This is a genomic window from Rufibacter hautae (genome assembly GCF_008271695.1).
GTDB lineage: Bacteria > Bacteroidota > Bacteroidia > Cytophagales > Hymenobacteraceae > Nibribacter > Nibribacter hautae.
On the sequence record NZ_VKKY01000003.1, the window covers coordinates 52,331 to 76,994 of the forward strand.

Annotated in this window: 22 protein-coding genes; 16 read left to right on the forward strand and 6 right to left on the reverse strand. The window is 51.1% G+C overall.

Annotated features, from left to right (window positions below; translation table 11 throughout):
* Nucleotides 1–53: 53 nt before the first annotated feature.
* Together FOA19_RS16705 and FOA19_RS16710 are read right to left on the reverse strand one after the other, a co-directional pair.
* Nucleotides 54–500: a nucleoside deaminase gene (locus FOA19_RS16705; RefSeq protein WP_223808960.1), complete on the reverse strand. Its 447-nt coding sequence runs from the start codon at nt 498–500 to the stop codon at nt 54–56.
* Nucleotides 501–638: 138 nt separating this feature from the next.
* Entirely contained in the window at nt 639–1,190 is a 552-nt protein-coding gene (locus tag FOA19_RS16710) for a hypothetical protein (RefSeq protein WP_149092011.1), read from the reverse strand.
* 446 nt (nt 1,191–1,636) lie between these two features.
* Here FOA19_RS16710 and FOA19_RS16715 point away from each other — a divergent pair, with 446 nt between their 5' ends.
* From FOA19_RS16715 to FOA19_RS16780, 14 genes are all read left to right on the forward strand, one after another.
* Entirely contained in the window at nt 1,637–2,020 is a 384-nt protein-coding gene (locus FOA19_RS16715; RefSeq protein WP_149092012.1) for an NADH-quinone oxidoreductase subunit A, read from the forward strand.
* A gap of 104 nt (nt 2,021–2,124) precedes the next feature.
* On the forward strand, nt 2,125–2,679 hold the full coding sequence (locus FOA19_RS16720; protein WP_062543819.1) for an NADH-quinone oxidoreductase subunit B: 555 nt from the start codon (nt 2,125–2,127) through the stop codon (nt 2,677–2,679).
* Between the two features lie 3 nt (nt 2,680–2,682).
* On the forward strand, nt 2,683–3,189 hold the full coding sequence (locus FOA19_RS16725) for an NADH-quinone oxidoreductase subunit C (RefSeq protein WP_149092013.1): 507 nt from the start codon (nt 2,683–2,685) through the stop codon (nt 3,187–3,189).
* A gap of 72 nt (nt 3,190–3,261) precedes the next feature.
* Nucleotides 3,262–4,476, forward strand: coding sequence for an NADH dehydrogenase (quinone) subunit D (nuoD, locus tag FOA19_RS16730; protein ID WP_149092014.1), 1,215 nt, complete (start codon nt 3,262–3,264; stop codon nt 4,474–4,476).
* Nucleotides 4,477–4,548: 72 nt separating this feature from the next.
* Complete coding sequence (locus tag FOA19_RS16735) at nt 4,549–5,088, forward strand: NADH-quinone oxidoreductase subunit NuoE family protein (RefSeq protein WP_149092015.1); 540 nt, start codon at nt 4,549–4,551, stop codon at nt 5,086–5,088.
* Nucleotides 5,070–6,413 carry an NADH-quinone oxidoreductase subunit NuoF gene (nuoF, locus tag FOA19_RS16740; RefSeq protein WP_149092016.1) on the forward strand — a complete coding sequence of 448 codons (1,344 nt, stop codon included), beginning with the start codon at nt 5,070–5,072 and terminating at the stop codon, nt 6,411–6,413. Before FOA19_RS16735 ends, nuoF begins: the two co-directional genes overlap by 19 nt.
* A gap of 354 nt (nt 6,414–6,767) precedes the next feature.
* Nucleotides 6,768–7,772, forward strand: coding sequence for a 2Fe-2S iron-sulfur cluster-binding protein (locus FOA19_RS16745; RefSeq protein WP_149092017.1), 1,005 nt, complete (start codon nt 6,768–6,770; stop codon nt 7,770–7,772).
* Nucleotides 7,772–8,827, forward strand: coding sequence for an NADH-quinone oxidoreductase subunit NuoH (gene nuoH, locus FOA19_RS16750; RefSeq protein ID WP_149092018.1), 1,056 nt, complete (start codon nt 7,772–7,774; stop codon nt 8,825–8,827). Before FOA19_RS16745 ends, nuoH begins: the two co-directional genes overlap by 1 nt.
* Nucleotides 8,828–8,945: 118 nt before the next feature.
* Entirely contained in the window at nt 8,946–9,407 is a 462-nt protein-coding gene (locus FOA19_RS16755) for a NuoI/complex I 23 kDa subunit family protein (RefSeq protein ID WP_206683954.1), read from the forward strand.
* Nucleotides 9,408–9,442: 35 nt separating this feature from the next.
* A complete protein-coding gene (locus FOA19_RS16760) occupies nt 9,443–9,958 on the forward strand; it encodes an NADH-quinone oxidoreductase subunit J family protein (RefSeq protein WP_149092020.1) in 516 nt (171 codons plus the stop codon).
* Nucleotides 9,959–10,254: 296 nt separating this feature from the next.
* Nucleotides 10,255–10,584: an NADH-quinone oxidoreductase subunit NuoK gene (gene nuoK / locus FOA19_RS16765; RefSeq protein ID WP_062543829.1), complete on the forward strand. Its 330-nt coding sequence runs from the start codon at nt 10,255–10,257 to the stop codon at nt 10,582–10,584.
* A gap of 58 nt (nt 10,585–10,642) precedes the next feature.
* Complete coding sequence (nuoL, locus tag FOA19_RS16770) at nt 10,643–12,598, forward strand: NADH-quinone oxidoreductase subunit L (RefSeq protein ID WP_149092021.1); 1,956 nt, start codon at nt 10,643–10,645, stop codon at nt 12,596–12,598.
* A gap of 11 nt (nt 12,599–12,609) precedes the next feature.
* On the forward strand, nt 12,610–14,058 hold the full coding sequence (locus tag FOA19_RS16775; RefSeq protein WP_149092022.1) for a complex I subunit 4 family protein: 1,449 nt from the start codon (nt 12,610–12,612) through the stop codon (nt 14,056–14,058).
* Nucleotides 14,059–14,098: 40 nt separating this feature from the next.
* Complete coding sequence (locus FOA19_RS16780) at nt 14,099–15,475, forward strand: NADH-quinone oxidoreductase subunit N (RefSeq protein WP_149092023.1); 1,377 nt, start codon at nt 14,099–14,101, stop codon at nt 15,473–15,475.
* A gap of 182 nt (nt 15,476–15,657) precedes the next feature.
* Here FOA19_RS16780 and FOA19_RS16785 read toward each other — a convergent pair whose 3' ends face one another.
* From FOA19_RS16785 to aspS, 4 genes are all read right to left on the reverse strand, one after another.
* Nucleotides 15,658–16,374 (reverse strand): LytR/AlgR family response regulator transcription factor, encoded by a 717-nt coding sequence (locus FOA19_RS16785; protein WP_149092024.1) that lies wholly within the window; start codon nt 16,372–16,374, stop codon nt 15,658–15,660.
* Entirely contained in the window at nt 16,355–17,413 is a 1,059-nt protein-coding gene (locus FOA19_RS16790; protein WP_149092025.1) for a sensor histidine kinase, read from the reverse strand. Before FOA19_RS16790 ends, FOA19_RS16785 begins: the two co-directional genes overlap by 20 nt.
* 14 nt (nt 17,414–17,427) lie before the next feature.
* Entirely contained in the window at nt 17,428–18,294 is an 867-nt protein-coding gene (locus tag FOA19_RS16795; RefSeq protein WP_149092026.1) for an alpha/beta fold hydrolase, read from the reverse strand.
* A gap of 447 nt (nt 18,295–18,741) precedes the next feature.
* The gene (aspS, locus tag FOA19_RS16800) at nt 18,742–20,496 is read right to left on the reverse strand and encodes an aspartate--tRNA ligase (protein WP_149092027.1); all 1,755 of its coding nucleotides are present in this window, start codon (nt 20,494–20,496) and stop codon (nt 18,742–18,744) included.
* A gap of 433 nt (nt 20,497–20,929) precedes the next feature.
* Between aspS and FOA19_RS16805 the strand changes: the two genes are divergently transcribed.
* A complete protein-coding gene (locus FOA19_RS16805; RefSeq protein WP_149092028.1) occupies nt 20,930–23,416 on the forward strand; it encodes a TonB-dependent receptor in 2,487 nt (828 codons plus the stop codon).
* A gap of 387 nt (nt 23,417–23,803) precedes the next feature.
* Nucleotides 23,804–24,460 (forward strand): hypothetical protein, encoded by a 657-nt coding sequence (locus tag FOA19_RS16810; RefSeq protein ID WP_149092029.1) that lies wholly within the window; start codon nt 23,804–23,806, stop codon nt 24,458–24,460.
* Nucleotides 24,461–24,664 lie beyond the last annotated feature (204 nt).

Here is a 24,664-nt window from a genome sequence, read left to right on the forward strand (position 1 = left end):
TAGGTTAGAAATACAATGGTTCTGCTGTTAATACGGAACGGGCCAAAGATAAACTAAATTCTTTTCGCTCTAAAGAAGTCGGTCATCAATTGGGCGCACTCGTGGGCCATGATGCCCGTCACCAGTTCGGTCTTGGGGTGCAGCAGGTTTACGCCGGTTCTCCGGTAGCCGCGTTTCTCGTCAGAGGTGGCGTACACAATGCGTTTGAGCTGGCTCCAATAGCTGGCGCCGGCGCACATGACGCAGGGTTCCACAGTCACGTAGAGGGTGCAGTCGTGCAGGTATTTGTTGCCCAAATGATTGGCGGCGGCGGTGAAGGCCAGCATCTCGGCGTGGGCGGTGACGTCGTTGAGTTTCTCGGTTTGGTTGTAGGCGCGCGCGATGATCTTGTTCTGGCACACCACCACGGCACCAATGGGAATCTCGCCCTCTTCCAGGGCGTATTGCGCTTGCTTGTAGGCCTCGCGCATGAAATGTTCGTCTGAATGGATGCTTAACACAAGATGAAGTTAATAGAAAACTAGCCTTTTTCTACTTTGGCAAGCTTTCTTTGGTTGTATAGAACGCATTTCGGGCCTGTTTTCTCTAAAACAGGCCCGAAACAGAAGCAGTTTTTCCGGTAAAGGAAATGAAAAGTATTACTTCACAGAGGCGCTGGCCATGACGGCTTGGGCGGTTTGCTGCCATTCTTTCTGCAGTTGCACCGGCGCGTTGAAGCTGAAGATGAGCATTTGGTCTTTCTGGAACGTGTACTGGATGAGCGTGTACTTGCGAACCGGCGCCATGTTGCGGCTCCGGCGCTCATCGCGCATGGTAGAGACAAACTCATACACCAGAAAATCGCGGCCATTGATGGTTTGCTTCTCTTGGCGCAGGAACTGCACCTCGGTGAACATGCGCTGAATGGAGGCCTTATAGAAAGGCAGCAGGATGTTGATGTCCTCGGCGGGGAACGTGCTGGGGCGCTGGTTTACGCTGATGTCCACGTTGCCGTCTGGGCTGGTGTACACCCCCAAAGGTTTGCGGGCCGCCGGGTATTCGCGCGCGATCCCGTCGTCTGGCATCACGTCAAAGTTCTGCGGAATAGACAGGGTCACGTTCTTGGCCACTGTCACTTTTTTGAGTTTGGGGGCAAACGCCAGCAGCAGTAATAAAGGCAAGGCTAGCGTGAGCAGGTATTTTTTATTCATATTCTGGGTAAAGGCATCTATGGTTTGGCTTAACAGCCGAATGCAAATATCAAGCCGTTAAGTTCCGGTGGGGCAAAGGTAGGCAGAAAGTGATTTTGAAGGTGAACCCCAAACGGAAAAAGCCCAACTAAAGTAGTTGGGCATTTATCGGTTGAAGAAAACTTACTTAAAATTAGCAAGTGGGGAAATGGAGGGACATTTCTCCGCTGGCGGGAGTGTCTACTTAACACTCATTCTTATTGGTAGATGAATTTTAAGAAATATTACAAGAATCCCTAATTATTTCTGTTTTTTTTAAAATACATCGATGTAGTATGGTTGATTTTGTAAAATATGTAGAACAATTGTTCGTTTGTCTAAATGGAAATTCAAACCAAAAGGCAAACTTCTTTTTAGTTTGAATCTTAGGTTTAAGTATCTACTTTTGCACCAAATATTTCTATAATATGGAAACAACTGCCCCTGCACAATATTTACCGGCCGATTATCTGCCCATCGTGATTCAATTTGTGGCGGCTTTGGGTTTTGTGGTCTTCTCCATGGTGGTGACGCACCTGATTGGGCCGAAGCGCAAAAGCCAGGTCAAAAACGCCTCCTGGGAGTGTGGTATTGAGTCCAAAGGCGATGCCCGTGCCCCTATTTCTATCAAGTATTTTCTGATTGCCATCCTGTTTGTACTTTTTGACGTGGAAGTAATCTTCCTGTATCCTTGGGCCGTGAACTTCAGAGCTTTGGGTCTGGACGGCTTTGTCTGGATGCTCATGTTCATGGGACTGCTCTTGACCGGTTTCTACTACGTGATCCGGAAAGGCGTTCTCAAGTGGGAATAGCGTCAATAATCGTCGCGTAGGCGGCAAACTTTTACAAGCGAAAAAGTGTTCAGAGAGAGGCCGGTTCTTGGCCTGATTCTCTGAAAACTAAGCGAAAACGACTCATGAGCGATAACAATAGCAATTTAACCATGGTAGACGCCCCAGAAGGGGTAGAAGGAACCGGCTTTTTCGCCACTTCCCTGGAGAAAGTAGTAGGTCTGGCCCGGAAGCACTCTTTGTGGCCGTTGCCGTTTGCTACCTCCTGCTGCGGTATTGAGTACATGGCTACCATGGGCTCGCACTACGATATTTCCCGTTTCGGGTCTGAGCGCCCAAGTTTCTCTCCCCGCCAGGCAGATTTGCTGATGGTGATGGGTACCATTGCTAAGAAAATGGGTCCGGTGGTGAAACAGGTGTACGAGCAGATGGCCGAGCCCCGTTGGGTGATCGCCGTAGGCGCCTGCGCTACCAGCGGTGGTATCTTTGACTCTTACAGCGTGTTGCAAGGCATTGACCGCATTGTACCGGTAGACGTGTACGTGCCTGGTTGCCCGCCACGCCCTGAGCAGATTCTGGATGGCCTCATGCGCATTCAGGATTTAGCTGAGAACGAGTCGCTCCGCCGCCGGAACTCCCCGGAATATCAAGCATTACTGGCTTCTTACAACATTAAATAAGGCATGGCCGAACTAACCAACGAACTGCTGGTACAAACGCTGCAAGAGAAATTTGGCGACCAGTTGTTTGATATGCATGAGCCTTACGGGCTTGTGACCGTGACTACTACTCGGGAAAACATCATCCAAATTCTGCAAACTTTGTATGATGATGCCTTCCTGCAATTCCAGTTCCTGACTACTATGTGCGGTATTCATTACCCAGATAGCAAGGGCCAGGAATTAGGCGTTGTTTACCATCTGCACAGCCTGGTGCACAACGTGCGGCTGCGCATCAAAATCTTCTTCTCTGAGGATGATGCCGTGGTGCCTACCGCTACCAACCTGTACGCCACCGCCAACTGGATGGAGCGCGAAACCTTTGACTTCTACGGCATTCGCTTTGAAGGTCACCCTAACCTTATCCGCATTCTTAATGTGGAGGAGATGGAGGCGTTTCCTATGCGCAAAGAGTTTCCGCTGGAAGACCAGACCCGCGAAGACAAGATCAATACCTTCTTCGGAAGATAAACTTTATAAACACCCACGGCTTTGCTTTACAGGCAAGGCCGCCGGCGTTTCTGCTTACTACTAAGTTCCCACATGGAGTTAGCCAAACAGAATTCACAAATAGTTACCCCAGATTCCTACATGCAGGAACTCACCACCCTGAATTTAGGACCTACGCACCCCGCCACGCACGGTATCTTCCAGAACATCCTGCAAATGGATGGCGAGAAGATTGTGTCCGGCGTGCCAACGATTGGGTACATTCACCGCGCCTTCGAGAAAATCGCGGAGCGCCGTAACTTTTACCAGATCACCCCGCTCACCGACCGCATGAACTACTGCTCCTCGCCCATCAACAACATGGGCTGGTGGATGACGGTGGAGAAACTGTTGGGCGTGACTGTTCCCAAGCGTGCCGAGTACATCCGGGTGATCGTGATGGAGCTGGCCCGTATTGCGGACCACTTGATTTGTAACTCTATTCTGGGGGTGGATACCGGAGCCTTCACCGGTTTCTTGTACGTTTTCCAGGAAAGAGAGAAAATCTACGAAATCTACGAGGAGATCTGCGGTGCCCGCTTAACCACCAACATGGGTAGAGTAGGCGGCATGGAGCGTGATTTGTCTCCGGTAGCCATCCAGAAAATCAGAGACTTCCTGAAGAACTTCCCCAAGGTGATGACGGAGTTTGAGACCATGTTCAACCGCAACCGGATCTTCATTGACCGCGTGGAGAATGTGGGACCAATCACCGCAGAGCGCGCCCTGAACTACGGCTTCACCGGTCCTAACCTGCGTGCCGCCGGTGTGGATTATGACGTGCGCGTGATGAACCCTTATTCTTCTTACCAGGACTTCGATTTCGAGATCCCGGTAGGCACCAAGGGCGACACCTACGACCGCTTCATGGTGAGAAACGAGGAAATCTGGCAGAGTTTACGCATCATCCAACAGGCCATGGACAACCTGCCAGAAGGTCCGTTCCACGCTGATGCACCGGAGTTCTACCTCCCGCCAAAGCAGGAGGTGTACCGCAACATGGAAGCCTTGATCTACCACTTCAAGATTGTGATGGGCGAGATTGACGCGCCGGTTGGCGAAGTATACCACTCCGTGGAAGGCGGGAACGGCGAGCTTGGTTTCTACCTGGTGTCTGACGGAGGCCGCACGCCGTACCGTCTGCACTTCAGAAGACCTTGCTTTATCTATTACCAGGCCTATCCGGAAATGGTGGTGGGCACGCAGTTGTCAGATGCCATCGTGATCCTGTCCAGCATGAACGTGATTGCCGGTGAGCTAGACGCGTAAGCGGTTCCTATTTTAGAAACGATTTTTCCTAAGCCTGCCTAAAACGCAGCTTTTATACATGCCATTGACCAAATGGACCAAACAGTAGAGAAACCACAAGTACAGTTTTCGGAAGGGGCCATGGCCGAAATCCGGCGCTACTTATCTCATTATCCCGCAGACCGTCAGAAGTCCGCTATTTTGCCTATCCTGCACATCGCGCAAGCGGAGTTTGGGGGTTGGGTGAGCCCCGAGGTGATGGACCTGGTAGCCGAAATCCTGAACATACAGCCAATTGAAGTGTACGAGGTTGCCACCTTTTACACCATGTTTAACCTGAAGCCGGTAGGCAAGCACGTGTTGGAAGTTTGCCGCACGGGTCCTTGCATGCTGCGTGGCTCTGACCAACTGATTGAGCACCTGGAAAACCGTCTGGGCTGCAAAGTAGGCGAGACCTCTGCTGACGGTAACTTCACTCTTAAAACGGTAGAATGTTTAGCCTCCTGCGGCACCGGTCCGATGCTGCAAGTGCGTGAGCAATTCTACGAAAACCTGGACCCCGCCAGCGCTGACCAGATGCTGGAAGACCTGAAAGCCTTAACCGTAAGGAAACCATGGGAAGAAAATTATTAACTGAACATATCAACGTTGAAGGCATTCACACCTTTGACGTCTATCGCAAGCACGGCGGGTACGCTTCCGTAGAGAAAGCTTTAAAAACCATGTCCCCCGAGGAAGTGGTGGAAGAAGTGAAAGCATCGGGCTTAAGAGGCCGGGGTGGTGCCGGATTCCCTACCGGGATGAAGTGGAGCTTTTTGGCCAAGCCAGAAGGCAAGCCGCGCTACCTAGTTTGCAACGCCGATGAATCAGAACCGGGTACTTTCAAAGACCGGTATTTGATGGAGAAGCTGCCGCATTTGTTGATTGAGGGGATGATTACCTCTAGCTACGCGCTGGGTGCACGCACTTCTTACATCTACATCCGGGGTGAGTTATTGTATGTGTTGCGCATTCTGGAGAAAGCCATTGCTGAAGCCTATGCGAACGGTTTCCTAGGTGAGAACATCTTAGGAAGTGGTTACTCACTTGATTTGCACGTGCACCCAGGTGGCGGCGCGTACATCTGCGGCGAGGAAACAGCGTTGCTGGAATCTCTGGAAGGCAAGCGCGGTAACCCACGTAACAAGCCTCCGTTTCCGGCGGTTTGGGGCCTTTACGGCTGCCCAACCGTGGTGAACAACGTGGAGTCCATCGCTACTGTTCCGTGGATTATCACCAACACTGCTGCTGAATACGCGAAGTTCGGGATTGGCCGTAGCGCTGGTACCAAACTGATTTCTGCCGGAGGTAACATCAACAAACCAGGCGTGTACGAGATTGAATTGGGTGTTCCTGTAGAGGAATTCATCTACTCAGACGAGTACTGCGGTGGTATTTGGAAAGGCCGTGACATGAAAGCAGTCATTGCCGGAGGTTCTTCCGTTCCGATTCTGCCGAAAGAGTTAATCCTGAAAACCGCAGCCGGCGAAGACCGCTTGATGACATATGAGTCATTGTCTGACGGAGGTTTTGCCACGGGGACCATGTTAGGTTCCGGCGGGTTCTTCGTGATGGATGACCAAACCTGTATCGTGCGCCATACCTGGACCCTCGCCCGTTTCTACCACCACGAGTCTTGCGGACAGTGCAGCCCGTGCCGTGAAGGAACCGGTTGGATGGAGAAAGTATTGCACCGCATTGAGCACGGCCACGGCCACATGCACGACATTGACCTGTTAGTAAGCGTTGCCAAACAGATAGAAGGGAACACCATCTGTCCGTTGGGTGATGCGGCTGCCTGGCCAGTTGCCGCGGCTGTTCGTCACTTCCGTGAGGAATTTGAGTGGCACGTGAAACATCCGCAGGCCGCTACGGCTCCCGGCGCTGTGTTCAACAAAGCTGAATCTGTATTAGCCTAAGCATTTTCGTTTCAGGGCTGTTTTACAGAAAGCAGGCCTGAAACGCAATCCAAAGTAAGCATTCCCGGTCAGTCCCCCTTTGAAGGGGGTAGGGGGATGACAAAGAGGTTAAAAGAACCGAAAGCAAGCGCTAAAGGCAAATGGGAAATGAGGCTCGGGAATGCAGTTATCGGCTTGAGACATAATCCCCCAACCCCCTTCAAAGGGGGACGGAATGCGTCAGTTTTTTTATAGATTAAAATTGCCGTTTAGAGGCTGTTTTCCTGAAAAGAGGCTCTAAACAGAAATACAACTAAATAGCCATTTGCTGGGCGTCAACAATCCTAGACAAGCAGCAATCAACAATAATTTGAAATGGTAAAAATTACTTTTGATGGCATAGAGGTGGAGGTAGAGGAAGGAACTACCATCCTCAACGCAGCCCGTAAAATCGGCGGCGAGGTGGTGCCCCCAGCCATGTGCTACTATACCCCTTTAAAAGGAACCGGTGGAAAATGTCGCGCCTGTATGGTGAGAGTGGCAGCCGGTTCAGCGAAAGACCCGCGCCCGATGCCTAAACTGGTGGCGAGCTGCATTACCCCGGTACAAGACGGCATGGTGGTGGAAAACACAACTAACCCAGATGTATTGGCTGCCCGCAAAGGCGTAGTGGAGATGCTGTTAATCAATCACCCACTGGATTGCCCTATCTGCGACCAGGCCGGAGAGTGTGATTTGCAGAACTTCGCGTACGAGCACGGTACGTCCGGTACCCGTTACGAAGAAGAGCGCCGCACCTTTGATAAAATCGACATCGGGCCGTTGGTGCAGCTGCACATGACGCGTTGCATCTTGTGCTACCGTTGCGTGTACACCGCCGATCAGTTGACCGAGAAGCGTGTGCACGGGGTACTAGGCCGTGGGGATGCTGCGGAGATTGGAACCTACGTTGAAAACATCATCGATAACGAGTTCTCCGGAAACGTGATTGACGTGTGCCCGGTAGGAGCCTTGACCGATAAGACGTTCCGGTTCAAAAACCGTGTGTGGTTCACCAAACCGGTAGATGCGCACCGCGATTGCCCTACTTGCTCTGGTAAAGTAGTGTTGTGGATGCGTGGGAACGATGTGTTGCGCGTGACGGCCCGCAAAGATGAGTACAACGAGGTGCAGGAGTTTATCTGTAACACGTGCCGCTTCGACAAAAAGGACGCAAACAACTGGACCATTGAAGGACCACGCAAGATTGCCCGTACGTCGGTGATTTCGGCGAACCATTATGAGTTGCCGGTGCTCAACGTGAACGTGATTCCAAACTTGCCAGGCTCAACCGAAGAAGACTTACAATCCACTCCTTTTAACCTAGGAAGACAAGTATAATGGAGCTATCCTTATTATTAATCAAAGGGCTCATCATCTTTGCCGTTTTCGGTATTACGTTGTTGATTGCCACTTACTCCACCTACGCTGAGCGGAAAGTGGCAGCCTTTATCCAGGACCGTGTAGGCCCTAACCGTGCCGGTCCGTTTGGTCTGGCGCAACCGTTGGCTGATGCGGTGAAGCTTTTCTTCAAAGAAGAGTTTGTGCCCGCTAACGCAAACAAGTTCCTGTTCGTTGCTGGTCCTTCGCTGGCGATGTTAACGGCGTGTATGTCCAGTGCGGTGATTCCGTTCGGCGGCACGCTACTGATTGGCGGCGAGTACATCCATTTGCAAGCCATTGAGGTGAACATCGGGATTCTGTACATCTTCGGTGTTGTGGCTTTGGGTGTGTACGGTATCATGATTGGAGGCTGGGCTTCCAACAACAAGTTCTCGCTTTTAGGCGCCATTCGGGCGGCTTCGCAGAACATTAGCTACGAACTGGCCATGGGTATGTCCATCATTGCCCTGTTGCTGGTAACGGGTACGCTTTCTATGCGGGACATCGCCGCGCAGCAGGGGCAGGAGATTTTTGGCGTATCTGGTATGAACTGGAACATCATCTATCAGCCGGTAGGCTTCCTGATTTTCATCATCTGTGCCTTCGCAGAGACCAACCGGGTTCCTTTTGACTTACCTGAGTGCGAGACCGAGTTGGTTGGTGGTTACCACACCGAGTATAGCTCCATGGGCATGGGCTTGTACCTGTTCGCAGAGTACGTGAACATCTTCGTGGCATCGGCGGTAATGGCAACTTTGTATTTTGGCGGTTATAACTTCCCGTTCATGCACCAGTTAGGTTTGCCGCACAATGTGGTGACCATCCTGGGAACGGTAGTATTGTTCGCTAAAATCTTCTTCTTCATCTTCTTCTTCATGTGGGTACGCTGGACCTTGCCGCGTTTCCGCTATGACCAGTTGATGAACCTGGGCTGGAAAATCCTGATTCCGTTGTCTATCCTGAACGTGATTATAACCGGCGGAGCCATTCTGTTGAAAGCGGAGTTGTTCTAAGACAGTATGAGTAGGAGAGAAGCAGGTGCAAAACTTTGTTCCTCTGCCCAATCATTTAAAGAGTATAAGAGACATGCAATCACTTAGTAATAGAGCGAAAAAGCTGGAGAAGAAACCCATGAATTTTTCCGAGAGAATGTATCTCCCGGCAATTTTCCAGGGCTTGTCTATCACCATGCGCCACTTCTTCAAGAAGAAAGCTACGATTAAATACCCCGAGGAAACCCGCCCGATGAGTGCGGTGTGGCGTGGTTTGCACGTGTTAAAGCGTGACGAGAAAGGCAGAGAGCGTTGCACGGCCTGTGGTCTGTGCGCCGTGGCGTGTCCGGCCGAGGCCATTACCATGGTAGCCGGTGAGCGCAAGCGGGGCGAGGAGAATCTGTACCGCGAGGAGAAATATGCCATCAGCTACGAGATTAACATGCTGCGTTGCATTTTCTGCGGCCTGTGCGAAGAAGCTTGCCCTAAAGCGGCCATCTTCCTGCAGAACGACAAAGTGGCTCCGGCCCGCTACGAGCGCGATGAGTTCATCTACGGCAAAGACCGTCTGGTAGAGCCCATGCCTATTCAAAACCTATAATCCGCAGCAGCAAGCGCATATCATCCTAAACCACTATGACGGGTAATTTCTTTTACTTTCTCACTTTCTTAACCTTGTTCGCGGCCATTGGGGTAGTTGTCTCCAAAAACCCGGTGTACAGCGTTCTGTTCATGATTCTGACGTTCTTCGCTTTAACCGGACACTACATTCTGTTGAATGCCCAGTTTCTGGCGGCGGTAAACTTCATTGTGTACATGGGCGCTATCATGGTGCTGTTCCTCTTCGTGATTATGTTCCTGAACATGCGCGAAGACACTGAGCAGCACAAACCTGTCCTGAGCAAGATTGCCGCGGCCATTGCCGGTGGTATCTTGTTTGTGGTGATGATTGCCGCTTTGAAAGATGTGAACACCCAGATGACCACTACCGCCGTGTTTGACTCCCAGATTGGCATGGTGGAGAACCTGGGGAAAGTGCTTTTCAGAGACTACCTGTTGCCGTTTGAGTTGGCCTCAGTTCTGTTCCTGGCGGCGATGGCCGGTGCGGTGATGCTGGGCAAGCGCGAGCCGGGCGAGCAAAATAGATTCTAAGTCTCTATTAAGAGGCTGAAAAATGGACAGCTATCCACGTTGTCCTTTTTTATTGCCACGGCTGTAAGCTATTTCAGGGCTGATTTCCTGAAAACCGGCCTAAAATAGGATTGCCCTGCTGGCTAGAAGTTAATCGTTTTGGAAGCATTTTCTCTAAAATAGCCCTAAAACGCTAAAAGAAGAATACAAGCTGCCCGGTAGAGGGGGGCTTTTCATATGGTTTTACCAAAAAATGGGAATAACTTTGGGCACTGTTGTCAAGCGCGTCCAACGCTTATTTCACCAACGTATTTATCATGAATGATATTCCTGAGGTCATAAGGACCATCCCGCTGAACTATTACCTGTATTTCAGCACCGCTCTTTTCTGTATCGGGATTATTGGGGTTCTCACTCGCCGCAACGCCATCATCATCTTTATGTGCATTGAGCTGATGCTCAACTCGGTGAACCTGTTGCTGACGGCCTTCTCGTCTTATCGCTCAGACCCCAACGGGCAGATTTTCGTGTTTTTCATTATGGCGGTGGCTGCCGCCGAGGTGGCCGTAGGTTTGGCCATTATTGTGATGATTTACCGGAACGTGCGCTCCACCGACATCAATATCCTGAACAAGCTGAAATGGTAAAGCGGTTTTCCGCTCTGCTGAATCTCTAAAGAATACCGTTCCATTTACGTTTTAACAAATGCAAGAATTTATTTTGCCGGCAAACAACGCTGAGATGACCTGGGTGTGTTTGCTGATTCCGCTCCTGCCGCTAATCGGGTTTCTGATTAACGGTTTGGGTAACCGGAAATTGCCGAAAGGGCTGGCGGGACTGGTGGGTTGTGCCACCGTTATCGGTTCATTCCTGCTGTCACTGTACCTGTTCTTCGGGTTTGAAGGCTACGGCAACCGCCCGTACACCACCGATATCTTCAACTGGATTCACGTGGGTGCCCTGCGCATTCCGTTCTCATTCCAGATTGACCAATTGTCGCTTATCATGCTGCTGTTGGTGACGGGTGTAGGATCGGTGATTCATATTTACTCGGCGGGTTATATGAGTCATGACGAGAACTTCGGTAAATTCTTTTCTTTCCTGAACCTGTTCGTGTTCTCCATGCTCCTGTTGGTGATGGGGTCTAACTACGTGATGATGTTCGTGGGTTGGGAAGGCGTGGGGCTTTGCTCGTACTTGCTCATCGGGTTCTGGAACAAAGTGACACCATACAACAACGCCGCCAAGAAAGCATTCATCATCAACCGCATTGGGGACTTAGGTTTCCTGTTGGGGATTTTCCTTATTTTCCAGACCTACGGAAGCGTGGTGTATGGCGAAGTATTCAACCAAGCGTCTCAGCTGAGCAAAGTAAACGACGGTGTCGTGATTGCGATTACCTTGCTGCTGTTCATCGGTGCGATGGGTAAATCGGCGCAGTTGCCGCTCTACACCTGGTTACCAGACGCGATGGCCGGCCCAACTCCGGTTTCTGCCCTGATTCACGCCGCTACCATGGTGACCGCTGGTATTTACATGGTCATCCGGTCTAACGTGTTGTACACGCTGGCACCAGACACCCTTGAGATTGTAGCCATTATTGGTTTAGCGACGGCCTTGTTTGCCGCAACCATTGGTCTTTTCCAAAACGACATCAAAAAAGTATTGGCTTACTCTACGGTGAGTCAGTTAGGGTATATGTTCCTGGCGCTGGGTGTGATGGCGTATTCTTCTTCGCTCTTCCACGTATTGACGCACGCGTTCTTCAAAGCCCTTCTGTTCTTGGGAGCCGGTAGCGTGATTCACGCCATGAGCGGCGAGCAGGACTTGCGCAAAATGGGCGGTCTGAAGAAAGCATTACCAGTTACGTTTATCACCTTCTTAATCGGAACGCTGGCTATTTCTGGTATTCCGCCGTTTGCTGGTTTCTTCTCTAAAGACGAACTGCTGGCGCACGTGTTTGTGCATAGCAAAGTAATGTGGGGCTTCGGTCTGTTGACTTCGTTCATGACCGCGTTCTACATGTTCCGGTTGTTGTACCTGGCCTTCTACGGAAACTTCCGGGGCACCGAGGAGCAGCGCCATCACTTGCACGAGTCTCCGGCGGTGATGACCATTCCGTTGATTATCCTGGCCATTCTTTCCACCATTGGTGGGTTCATGGGCTTACCAGCCGTTTTCAGCGAAAACCACATGCTGGCTAACTTCTTGTCGCCAGTGTATGAATTGGCCAGAAGAGCCGTTCCAAGTGCTTTTGAAGCGCAACACTTATCCCATACCACAGAATACATTCTGATGGCGGTATCGGTGGGTGTGGCGGTAGTAGCCATCATCCTGGCGTACCTCATCTACGGCAAGAAAAGAACCGTTCCCGCCGAGGAAGGTGCTGCTTTGTCGCCGCTGCACAAACTGGTGTACAACAAATACTACGTGGATGAACTCTACAACGGCCTGTTTGTGAAACCGGTGATGGGCTTGTCTACGGGGCTGTACCGCTTCGTGGAGAAAGGCATCATTGACCCGATTGTAAACGGATTCGGGAAAGCCACCTTGGGTGGAGGTCGTTCGCTGCGCTTTGTGCAGAGCGGTGCCACCGGGTCTTACCTGCTTCTGATGGTGCTGGGCATCACCTTAATCTTATTGCTGAACTTTATTATCTGATACTGCCAAACATGTTAACCGCTTTAATAATCTTATGGCCCGCGTTGGCCGCACTGCTGGTACTGTTGGTAAAAGGAGACGGCGCCCGGAAAATCGCTTTCGGGGCTGCCTTGGTAGAACTGGTACTGGGCGTATGGGCCTGGATTAACTTCGTCCCGAACGGAAGTACCCAATTCCTGCTCAATGAACCCTGGATTGCCAATGCCGGCATCATGTTCAAAGTAGGCATTGACGGCATCAGTTTACTTATGGTGCTTTTAACCGTGTTCCTGATTCCGTTAATCATTCTGTCTACGGCCAAGCACACCTACGAGAAGCCTTCATCTTTCTACGCGCTCATCCTGTTCATGCAAACGGGTTTATTGGGTGTTTTTACCGCTTTGGATGCGTTTGTGTTCTACTTCTTCTGGGAGGTAGCGCTTATTCCCATCTACTTCATTGCCGGTATGTGGGGCGGTGAGAACCGGGTGCGCGTGACGTTCAAGTTCTTTATCTACACCGTTTTCGGGTCTTTGTTCATGCTGGCTGCGTTTGTGTATCTGTATTTCCAGACGCCGGGCACGCACAGTTCTGAGGAAGTTGCTTTCTACCAGTTGGTGCTGGATGCCGGTACCCAAAGCTGGTTGTTCTGGTTCCTGTTTATTGCCTTTGCCATTAAGATGCCGGTGTTCCCGTTCCATACCTGGCAGCCCGATACTTATACCACGGCTCCGGCCGCCGGTACCATGCTCCTTTCCGGTATCATGCTGAAAATGGGTATCTACGGGGCTTTGCGCTGGTTATTGCCGGTGGTGCCTTTGGGCGTAAGCCAATGGGGAAACGTGGTGCTGGTGCTGGCCATCATCGGGATTATCTACGGCGCCATCATTGCCATCCGTCAGCAGGACATGAAGCGTCTGGTGGCGTTCTCTTCCATTTCGCACGTGGGTTTGATTGCCGCTGGTTTGTTCACTTTGAACCACCACGGTCTACAGGGAGCCATGATTCAGATGCTGAGCCACGGTGTGAACGTGGTAGGGATGTTCTTCATCATTGACATCATCCAGAGCCGTACAGGTACCCGCGAGATTGCGGCCCTAGGTGGTATCACGCAAAATACGCCGTTCTTATCAGTGACGTTCCTGGTGCTTTTATTAGGAACAGTGGCCTTGCCGTTGACCAACGGGTTCGTGGGCGAGTTCCTGTTGTTGATGGGTGTGTACCAATACAATGCCTGGATGGGCGCCGTTGCCGGCTTGACCATCATTCTGGGAGCCGTGTACATGCTGCGGATGTTCCAGCGCGTGATGTTCGGCGAAAAGAACGAAATCACCCAGGGCTTCACTGATTTGACCTTCAACGAGAAAGCCGTATTGGTGCCGTTGGTAGTGATGGTGTTCTGGATTGGCTTACACCCGAACACGTTCCTGACTATTTCTGAGCCTGCCGTTCTGAAACTTCTGGACGTGATTAAACGCTAACCCTGACGCTTTTTTAAAAACCAGGAGAAATTACCTGCTCATGACCTCAATCATTCTACTCTCCATATTCGGTATCCTGAACCTCTTTGTAGGCTTCATGAAATCCAAAAAGGCGCTCATGCCCGTGGTGCTGCTGTTTCTGGCAGTGTCTTTGGGTGCGACCATGTTTGACTGGAACCAGCCGCAAAGCTATTTCAGCAACATGCTTTCCACCGACAACTTCTCCGTGGGCTTCACCGCCGTCATGGTGCTTTCCACATTGTTCATTCTGCCGTTTTCGCGCAGCTACGTAGTTGCCGAGAATTCTAACCTGGCAGAATATTACTCGCTGTTGCTGTTCTCGTTGGTGGGCGGTATCATGATGGTCTCCTATGAAAACCTGCTGATTCTGTTTGTGGGCATCGAGATTATGTCCATCAGCATGTACATCATCGCCGGTTCTGACAAGCGCAACATCCTGTCGAATGAGGCCTCTATGAAGTACTTCCTGATGGGCTCGTTCTTCACCGGTATTATCTTGTTCGGGATTGCTTTGTTGTACGGGGCTACCGGCGCTTTCTACCTAACTGACATTGCCGCTGCTGCCACCAATATAGACCCTGCCACGGCTCCGTTGCTGCTGATGGGCTTATTGCTGGTATTAGTGGGTATCACCTTTAAGATTGGGGCCGCGCCTTTCCACTTCTGGACCCCAGACGTGTACGAAGGGACGCCAACCGTTTTCACCAGCTACATGTCTACCGTGGTAAAGACGGCGGGTATTGCAGCGTTCTACAAACTGATGTCGGCGGCCTTCGGAGGTGTGTACGACCAGTGGTTCCCGACCTTAGTAGCCATCACCGTTCTGACTTTGCTCATTGGTAACATTGGAGCAGTAGCACAAAACAGCATGAAACGTATGCTGGCTTACTCCAGTATCTCCCACGCCGGTTACCTGATGATTGCCTTGACTTCCTTCAACGACCGCTCAGAAAATGCTATTCTGTTCTACTCTCTGGCGTATGCCGTAGCCACCATTGCTGCCTTTGGTGTGTTGAAGTATGTGTCTGATGAGCGTGGCTCAGATGAGTATTCTGCCTTCAATGGCTTGGGCAAGACCAATCCGCTGCTGGCCTTCGTGATGACTGTTGCTATGTTGTCTTTGGCAGGTATTCCGTTAACCGGAGGTTTCTTCGGAAAGGTGTTCCTGTTCTCGGCTGCCCTGGAGCAAGACATGGTCTGGCTAATTATCGTAGCTGTGCTCATGTCAGCCGTGGGTATCTACTATTACTTCCGGGTTATCATCGCCATGTACATGCGTGATGCAGAAGGCGAGCGCATCGCGGTTGATCCGTTGGCTACCTTTACCTTGATTTCTTTGGTGGTGTTGACCGTGCTAATGGGCGTTGTGCCAGGCTTGTTCAATAACTTGCTGTAAGGTTAACCTTACTTTCCATAAAGCAGAAGAGGCACCCAGTGGGTGCCTCTTCTGCTTTATGCGCTTTCGGGGTTGTTTCTGGAAAATAAGCTATAAACGTCATCTCATGTAGAGACAAGGTGAAATTGCTGATTCAATTTCCGTTTCTAACCTGTTTATCTGAAACCAGACCCAAAACACACTTACAAACTCATCAACTCCTTAAAAACCTGTGTCTGCCTGCGTGAAACTTCTACTTCCTCGCCGCCCTTCAACTGAATCTTAATGCTGCCGCTGAACCAGGGATTAATCTGCTCAATGAAATTGACGTTGATAATCTGCTGGCGGTTCGCCCGAAAAAACACTTTAGGGTCTAACCGGCTTTCCAGGTAGTTCAGGGTCTTGAGAATGCAGGGGCGCTCGTTGTCAAAGTACAGGAAAGCGTAGTTGCCGTTTGACTCCATCATGCGTACCTGTTTTAGGGCCACAAACCAGCAGCGTTCACCGTCCTTGACAAACACCCGGTCTTCTTCGCTTAGCAGCGAGGTAGGAGCGGCGGGTTTAATCGTTTCCTGCTTGGATATCGCTTTCTCCACGGCCTGGCGCAGGCGGTTTTCCTCAATGGGTTTCATGAGGTAATCCAGCGCATTCCGCTCGAAGGCTTTGAGGGCGTATTGGTCGTAAGCGGTGGTGAAGATAACCTGTGGCGTGTACTCCAATGCTTCCAGCAGTTCAAAGCCGCTTTTCTGGGGCAAATGAATGTCCAGGAATAGTAAATCGGGCCGAAGGGACTCAATCAATTCAATGCCTTCTTCGGCGTTTTCGGCTTCACCCACTAGCTCCAAGGCAGGAAATTTGGCTAAGAGGTGCTTCAGTTCCAGGCGCGCCAGCCGGGAGTCTTCAACGATGCAGATTTTCATAGTCTTTCCAGGGAAGGGTGAGCGTGGCGGTCACGCTGTTGTCGCTTGTTTGAGTGAGGGCAAAGTTGCCGGGTTGGTCTAAGGAATGCGCCACGCGCTCCAGCAGCCGTTGCAGGCCAATTCCTTTAGAAGCCGAGGACGCGTCTAGAATGCCGGTATTCTCTACCTGTACCCGTAAATGCCCGTTTTGCCGATTCAAGGAAAGCTGAATTCGTCCGCCCTTAGCCTGGGTCCCGATGCCGTGTTTGATGGCGTTCTCCACCAACAATTGAATGCCTAACGGTGGAATAGCCGCGTTCTTGACCGATGCTTCCACTTGCGAGGAGAAATCAAGCTTATCTTCAAAGTGAATCTTCTCCAGTGCCACGTAATGGTCCAGGAAATCCAGCTCCTCGGCCACGCTCACCAGATTATTCCGGTTGTAGCCAATCACGTAGCGCATCATCGCCGAAAGGCGCGTAATCATCTCCCGCGCCTTGGTCTGGTCCACCAGCACCAGTGACCGGATGTTGTTGAGGCTGTTAAACAGGAAGTGCGGGTTCAGTTGTGACCGGATGGCCTGCAGTTCGGCCTCTTTCAACGATAGTTGCAGTTTCCAGGCTTCTACTTCCTTCTCCTTCCAGCGCTGTATGGCCTGGAACGCAAAGTAAATGGTAGACCAGAAACTAAGAATCACCAGACCGTTCGCCGAGTACATGACCAGATACCCAAAGCTGAATTCCTTTAGCGAGAACATGCCAATGCTCAGCATGAAAAGGCAGACCAGCAACTGACAGGTAAGAGACGCCACCGCATTGTAGGCCAACACCAGCAAGACCATTTTGCCCAGAGGAAGCTCCAGCCAGCGATGTTTGCAGTTCAAGTGCCGTTGCAAGTGCGTGGTGCCGAAGAAAATAGCGGTGCCTACAAACTGCACGGCGTACATACCCGCTTGCTTTTTGAAGAACAGGAAGCTCATCAGGAGCCCTATAAACAGGTAGCAGGTCCAACCAATTGCTTGGCAGACCCAATACCATTTTTGCTGACGTGAGGCGGTCATTAACCAGGTGTACTTTAGTTCTTCAGGAAAGCGTCCATCTGCGCGAACATCCAGGTGGGCTCATCATACATGATGAAGTGCTTGGCGGTATCGGCTACTTTCACTTCGGCGCTAGGCAATTTAGCAAATTGTGCCTTATACATTTGGGTGGTAATGTCTTTGGTGACGCCGTAATTTTTGTATCCGGCCCAGGCGCCTAACACCAACACCGGTGTTTTAATAGTGGCAACGTCTTGGCGCAAATCAGAGAGGTACATCTCGTACATAGCCTGACCAGTGGTGTTGTAATCAGATTTTCTGCCCCATTCAATAATCTTCTTAATGTGCGCTGAGTCGGTGGCCATGGAGATGCCGAAGCTGGCTTCCTGCTGTTGTTGCGCAGCGGGGTTTGGCGTCACCATCGCCTTGCGGAACTGGTCGGCCATTGGTTTGATGGTTTCTACCGTGGCGGTAGGATTCTGAACGGCCCCAATAAAAGGTAAGCCGTCTACCACCACCGTCTTCCCGAATAGCTCAGGAGCTTTCACGTTCAAAGCCAATGCCATGTAACCGCCCAGGCTATGCCCCACCAGTACCGGCTTTTTAAGTTTGTTTTCCTGTACATAGGCGATAATCTCGTCGCGCACGCTGTTCAGGAAGTGGTCCGTCTTCACCGCTGGCTGCCCCGCGAAACCAGGTAAGGTCAAGACATAACAAGTGTAGTTTTTCTGGTAATGCGCCACCGTCTCGTCCCACACTTCCCCCGCCGAGTTCAAGCCCGGAATCAAAATCATAGCGGGCCCTTTGCCCGATTTCACTACTTTAAACGATGGCGTTTTAGCCTGTACCTGAATGGCGATGAACAAGAATAAAAGGAGGATAGAAGTGATTTTCGCTTTCATGGCTTTATGAGGTTTAGTTATTTCCGTGATTGATTGAAACAAAAGTGCAGTATGAACGCCGGTGTGCGAAGTGAAATGTGATGAACGGTATAAGGCAGGGGTGAACGGCGGATGAGTTGCTGATTATTTTTAGAACGTTCGTTTTATGCACAATTTACCGAGAACTGGCCAAAAAGAACCGTAGCGTCGTTACCCTGTAACGACGTGTCTCCATGAAACAAAAGCCCATGACCCACATAAGACCTTTGTTCAATGCAACTTGCTGAGAAAAGTTCTTAACGGATTGTGATGTTGTTGCTGCGTAGAATCACGTCGTTACAGGGTAACGACGCTACATTTTGGTTTTTGGCCTTAATTTCCTAAACAGCCCTAAAACGAAGAAACCTGTGAGGTCTTGGAGACCTCACAGGTTTCAAATACTACCAACAAATAACTGAAAACGAGCAACTATCCCTTCAAACGGGTGTCAATCTGCAATTCATCTAACTGCGCTTGCGCGATAGGAGAGGGCGCATCAATCATTACATCACGGCCCGAGTTATTTTTAGGGAACGCGATGAAGTCCCGGATAGAATCCGCGCCACCGAACAGGGAGCACAGACGGTCAAACCCGAAGGCGATACCACCGTGCGGAGGTGCACCGTATTCAAAAGCATCCAACAGGAACCCGAACTGAGCTTGGGCTTCTTCACTGGTGAAGCCAAGTAAGTCAAACATGCGGGACTGCACGGCCCGGTCATGGATACGGATAGAACCGCCACCTACTTCCACACCGTTGATGACCATGTCATAGGCATTGGCGCGAACGGCACCGGGGTTAGTGTCAATCAGGTCCATGTCCTCTGGCTTGGGTGAGGTGAACGGATGGTGCATGGCGTGAAAGCGGTTGCTTTCCTCGTCCCACTCCAGCAGCGGGAAATCCAGCACCCATAGGGTAGAGAACGTGTCTTTGTCGCGCATGCCTAGGCGGGTACCCATCTCCAGACGAAGCTCGTTCAGGGCCTTGCGGGTTTTATCAGCACCTCCGGCTAAGATTAAGAGCAAGTCGCCGGGTTGGGCGTTGAAGGCTTGGGCCCATTGCTGTAAATCCTCTGGCGAGTAGAATTTGTCCACGCTTGATTTCACGCTACCGTCTTCCTGCACGCGGGCGTACACCAGACCAGTAGCGCCTACCTGCGGACGCTTCACAAAATCGGTGAGTTCATCTATCTGTTTGCGGGTGTAGAAAGCACTGCCGCTGGCGTTGATGCCTACCACCAACTCGGCATCGTCAAACACTTTGAAGCCTTTGTTTTTCACCACGTCGTTCAGCTCCACAAACTGCATCCCGAAACGGGTGTCTGGTTTGTCTGAACCGTACAGACGCATGGCATCGGCGTAGGTCATGCGCGGGAAATCGGGCAGTTCTATTCCTTTTACCGTGCGGAACAGGTGCTTCACCAAGCCTTCAAATGTGTTCAGGATGTCTTCCTGGGTCACGAAAGAAAGTTCACAGTCAATCTGGGTGAATTCCGGCTGACGGTCAGCGCGCAGGTCCTCGTCTCTAAAGCATTTCACAATCTGAAAATACTTGTCAAAGCCAGACACCATCAACAGTTGCTTGAATGTCTGCGGGCTCTGCGGCAGGGCATAGAATTCACCGGGGTTCATGCGGCTAGGCACCACAAAGTCGCGGGCACCTTCAGGCGTAGATTTGATTAGCACTGGCGTTTCTACCTCAATAAAGCCTTGGCCATCCAGGTAGGAGCGAACCTGCTGGGCCATGCGGTGACGCAGTTCCAGGCTCTTGCGGACTGGTGAGCGGCGTAAGTCCAGGTAGCGGTATTTCATGCGGAGGTCATCACCGCCGTCGGTCTCGTCCTCAATCAGGAAGGGCGGCAATTTGGCGGGGTTCAGAACCTCCAGCGCGGTTACTTTTATCTCAATGTCGCCGGTGGCGATTTTGTCGTTTTTAGACACGCGCTCAATCACGGTGCCGGTGGCTTTCACCACGAACTCACGACCCAGCGTACGGGCAGTGGTGAGAACCTGCGCATCAGAAACACCTTCCTCCAGGCTCAGCTGCGTGATGCCGTAACGGTCGCGCAGGTCAACCCAAAGCATGCCGCCTTTGTCGCGTGATTTCTGTACCCAACCGGTCAGGGTCACTTCCTGACCAACATTCTCGAGGCGCAATTCGCCGCAGGTGTGTGAACGAAGCATTGTATTGTTCTTTAGAAACTAAGCCCCAAAGGTAACGATTGTTCCGTGATCTGCCCAGACCCGTTTCAGGCCAGTTTTAAAGAAATCAGGCCTGAAACAGTTTCTCTTGCTTATCTCATCTCAACTCCTAGGTCAGGTGTTTTCAGCCTGGTTTTAGTCAAAGGCACCGAAACCAAAAGGAAATGGAGAACTCAGATAGGGTGAAACTTCACTTCTTGAGTGTCCGATGTTGGGCAAAAGTGTCCATTTTCGAATAAAATATTGTTCGGAAGCGAACATCAGATTAAGGGTAAAAGGGCCTTAGCGGCTTATGATGAGGGTTTTTGATTATTGGCACTGCCCTTGATTAAGATGGTGATGGGAAGGCTGCTCTAATGAATGAGCTTCCGCTGTCAACCTCTGAATCGCATTTGCAAAAACGCTACTGAAAACTATGTACACAAAAAGACTATCTCTGCTCTTAACCCTTTGGCTTCTCTGCCTCGCGCCCAAGGTCTGGGCGCAGGAAAACACTTCCTTTGACTTGAAAGGTGTGGTGAAAGGCGCCAAAGGCGAGCCTTTGCTGACCGCTAACCTGCAGTTGGTGAAAGACTCCAGCCAGGTGCTGGTGAAGGTGGAGGTGAGCGGTCAGGACGGTTCTTTCCTGTTCAGCGGCATTCCGGCGGGTAAATACAAACTTATGGTGCTGCATTATGACTACGCCCTGTACACCTCGGGGGCTATTCACCTGCAGAAGAACACTGATCTGGGGGTAATTTCCTTAGCCGAGCGGGCGGTTGCCTTGAAAGAAGTGAAAATTGAGGCGCAGAAACCTTTTGTGGAGCAGCACTTTGACAAAACCGTGCTCAACGTGGAAAACAGCATTTCCTCGGCGGGAAGTAACGTTCTGGAGGTACTGGAAAAAGCGCCCGGCGTACGGGTAGACCAGAACGATAACATCAGCATGCGGGGCCGCTCTGGGGTGATGGTGATGATCAACGGCAAGCGGGTGCCTATGTCCGGAACGGAGCTGGCTACCATGCTACGGGGCCTGAACGCCAACGAGGTGGCCAAAATTGACCTCATCACCAACCCCTCGGCGAAATATGATGCGGCCGGAAACGCCGGGATCATTGACATCAAACTGAAGAAAGATGACCGCGTAGGCACCAACGGCAGCATCACTTCGTCCTTCGGACAGGGGCAGCGCTTCAAGTCTAACCAGGGCCTGCAACTGAACCACCGCACCGGGAAAGTAAACGTGTTTGGCTCTTACAACTACGTGCACCGCAAGGATTTCAGCAAGCTGGATATCTACCGGGAGTTCTTTTCCCTGAACGAAGCCCGTAGTCTGCAGGGGATCAATGACCAAAAGAACCATTTCTCGCACCAGATCAACTCGCACAACGGGCGTCTGGGGTTTGACTGGAATGTGACCCCCAAAACGATTGTGGGTGTGGTAGCCAACGGGGTTTTCGTGGATGTAAACCGAGCCACCGCCAATACCTCCCAGTTCTTTGACCGCAATCGGCAGTATGACAAATACACCACTACCAACGCCATCAGCGGGACCAACCGGAATTCCCAAGCCCTTAACTTTAACCTGAAGCATACCATAGACACCACCGGCAAAGAGATCAGTGCCGATGTGGACTACGCCGCCTTCCAGTCCGGGGATATCCAGGACTTCACCACCCGGTATTTTGACACGGAAAAGCCCATGCCAGACTCTCTCCTGTATGGCGATCTGGACGGAAAACTCACCATCAAATCGGTGAAGGTAGATTACTCCCAATCCCTGAAATCCATGGGTGCGAACCTGGAAGCCGGGCTCAAAAGCAGTCTGGTAGACGCCGACAATGACCTGCGTTTCTATGACCGCACCAGAGGCCGCAATACCCTTGACACGAACCGGAGCAATCACTTCATCTACCGCGAGAACATCAATGCGGCTTACCTGAACCTGAACAAGAAATGGTCTAAAACCAGCCTGCAGTTGGGGTTGCGGGTAGAGAACACCAGTGCCAAAGGCGAGCAAGTGGCGGAGTACGCCGAGGTGGAAGGAGAGCGGTCGTTTGACCGGAACTACACCCAGCTTTTTCCCAGTGCTTTCTTAGGGTACACGCTGAACAAAACGCATGACCTGGGGCTCTCGGTAAGCCGCCGCATTGACCGGCCTACCTATAACCAGCTGAACCCCTTTGTGTACTTCATTGACCCCAGCACCAAATCGGCGGGGAACCCGTTCCTGTTGCCGCAAACCACCTACGCCTTTGAATTCACCCACACCTTGAAAGAGAAATACGTGACCAAGCTCAGCTACAGCCGCACCACCGACAACATCATCTCGGTGCTGTCTCCGGAGCCGCGTCCGGTACCAGACCCAAATCCAAACCAGATTCCGGTGGTCATCCAGCAGGACCGGAACCTGGCGAAGTTCCACTACTACGGGGCCAGTTTCTCGGTGCCGGTTTCCGTGGCGCGTTGGTTCACCAGCACCAACAACATTGAGGCGTACTATGGTCTCTACCAGGGCAACCTGGCCAATACCGCACTCAGAAACGGCAGACCTACTTTCTCCATCAACTCCACCAACTCTTTCCAACTGCCCAAGAACTGGTCAGCGGAGTTGATCGGGGTGTACCGGGGCCGTGAGATCTACGCTTTCTTGGACATCCAGCCCGTGCGGTTCCTGACCCTGGGCGTGCAGAAACAGTTCTTAGACAAAAAGGCCAACGTGAAGCTGAACGTCACCGATGTCTTCTACTCAAACAAAGTAAGAGCCACTACCGCTTTGACCGGATACTATGAGAGGTTCTACCAACGCCGCGATACCCGGGTAGCCACCCTTAGTTTCACCTACAGATTTGGCGGTACCCAGGTGGCCCCAGCCCGCCGCCGCACCGGTGGTGCCGAGGATGAGAAACGCCGCGCCGGATAGTTGCTTTGCCAATCAATACATCTTCAAAACAGCCCTAAAGCACCTGCGTTTTAGGGCTGTTTTTTTGTTTAAAGGCGCTAAACAGAGTAGAGAATGGGAGAAGCCGAGAACGCTGTGAAATAGCTTTAGGAAAGCCTTTAGCAGCAGGATTGCCCTAATTGGATATATCCTTTTTAATATTGAAAGCTACTTAAAACAGCAAACAAAGTTTTAGTATTAAAAAGGAATTTGTTGTAAATTTTAAAGAAGTGCTTTGAGGCTTGAGAAAAGCATCTTAACTAGCTTAAGAATAAGTAAAATAAAGTAGATGAAACGCTGAATTGAACTTATTCAATGCTAAACTCTGATTTGGTTCATCTAAGGCTATATTGTTAAAAATTATTGAAGATGTTTAATTCTGTCTGGAAAACACTGGCGTTGAGAAAATCTAAGAACAGATTAGATGTGGGAGGATTGTCCAAAAAGGATTATTTTGATAGGGTGAATTACGTGCGCACGGTAGCGGGGCTGCGAAACGCCTTGTCTGCGCCTAAACAGGTGCAAACCAACACCAACCGCGAGGTGACTTTCAGAGGTTTGGCTTTTGGGGCCTCATTGCGTGAGGCGAAACGCCTGTTCGGTAAACCAGAATTCCACGTGAACCAGGACCTGGACGTGGTGGGCCACGAGGTGCTGTTCTACTTCTCTTCCATTGGCTCAGCCAAGGTAACCCAGTGTCTTCATTTCCTGCACGGTAAATTCATTTTGTGCCAGAGCATCGTGAAAACCCCTAAGCCAGCCAGGTGCCATGCCATCATTAAAGCCGTGCTGGAGAAGTATAGCGTACTGCCTGAGGCGCAGGAGACGTTTGAATTGGAAAACATGTTCCCGATTTGCGATGCCGCCCAGAACCGCATTGAGATGCACTACGCGTTTGACCTGACGTTCACCTACGCCACCGGAGACCCGCAAGTGTTGCCCATGGTCCGGAAGGTGCAGACTATGGAGAAGAGCCGGGGACTGCTATGGAAAGGCGTTTTCCAAGAACAGGTTCGGTATGTGTAGCAACTGCTAGAAACACATACCGCATCATGGCCGATGCCCTTTCACCTGTAGGTGAAAGGGCATCGGCGTTTTTATTTAGATACGGCTATAAGGTGTGTTTGGTGGTGGGTTGTTTTCAGGGTGGTTTACTAAAATCGGGCTTAAAATGGGTGGCAAAAGAAATAGGGCTTTGCTGATATGTGTCTGTAACTTTTCCTAACTTAT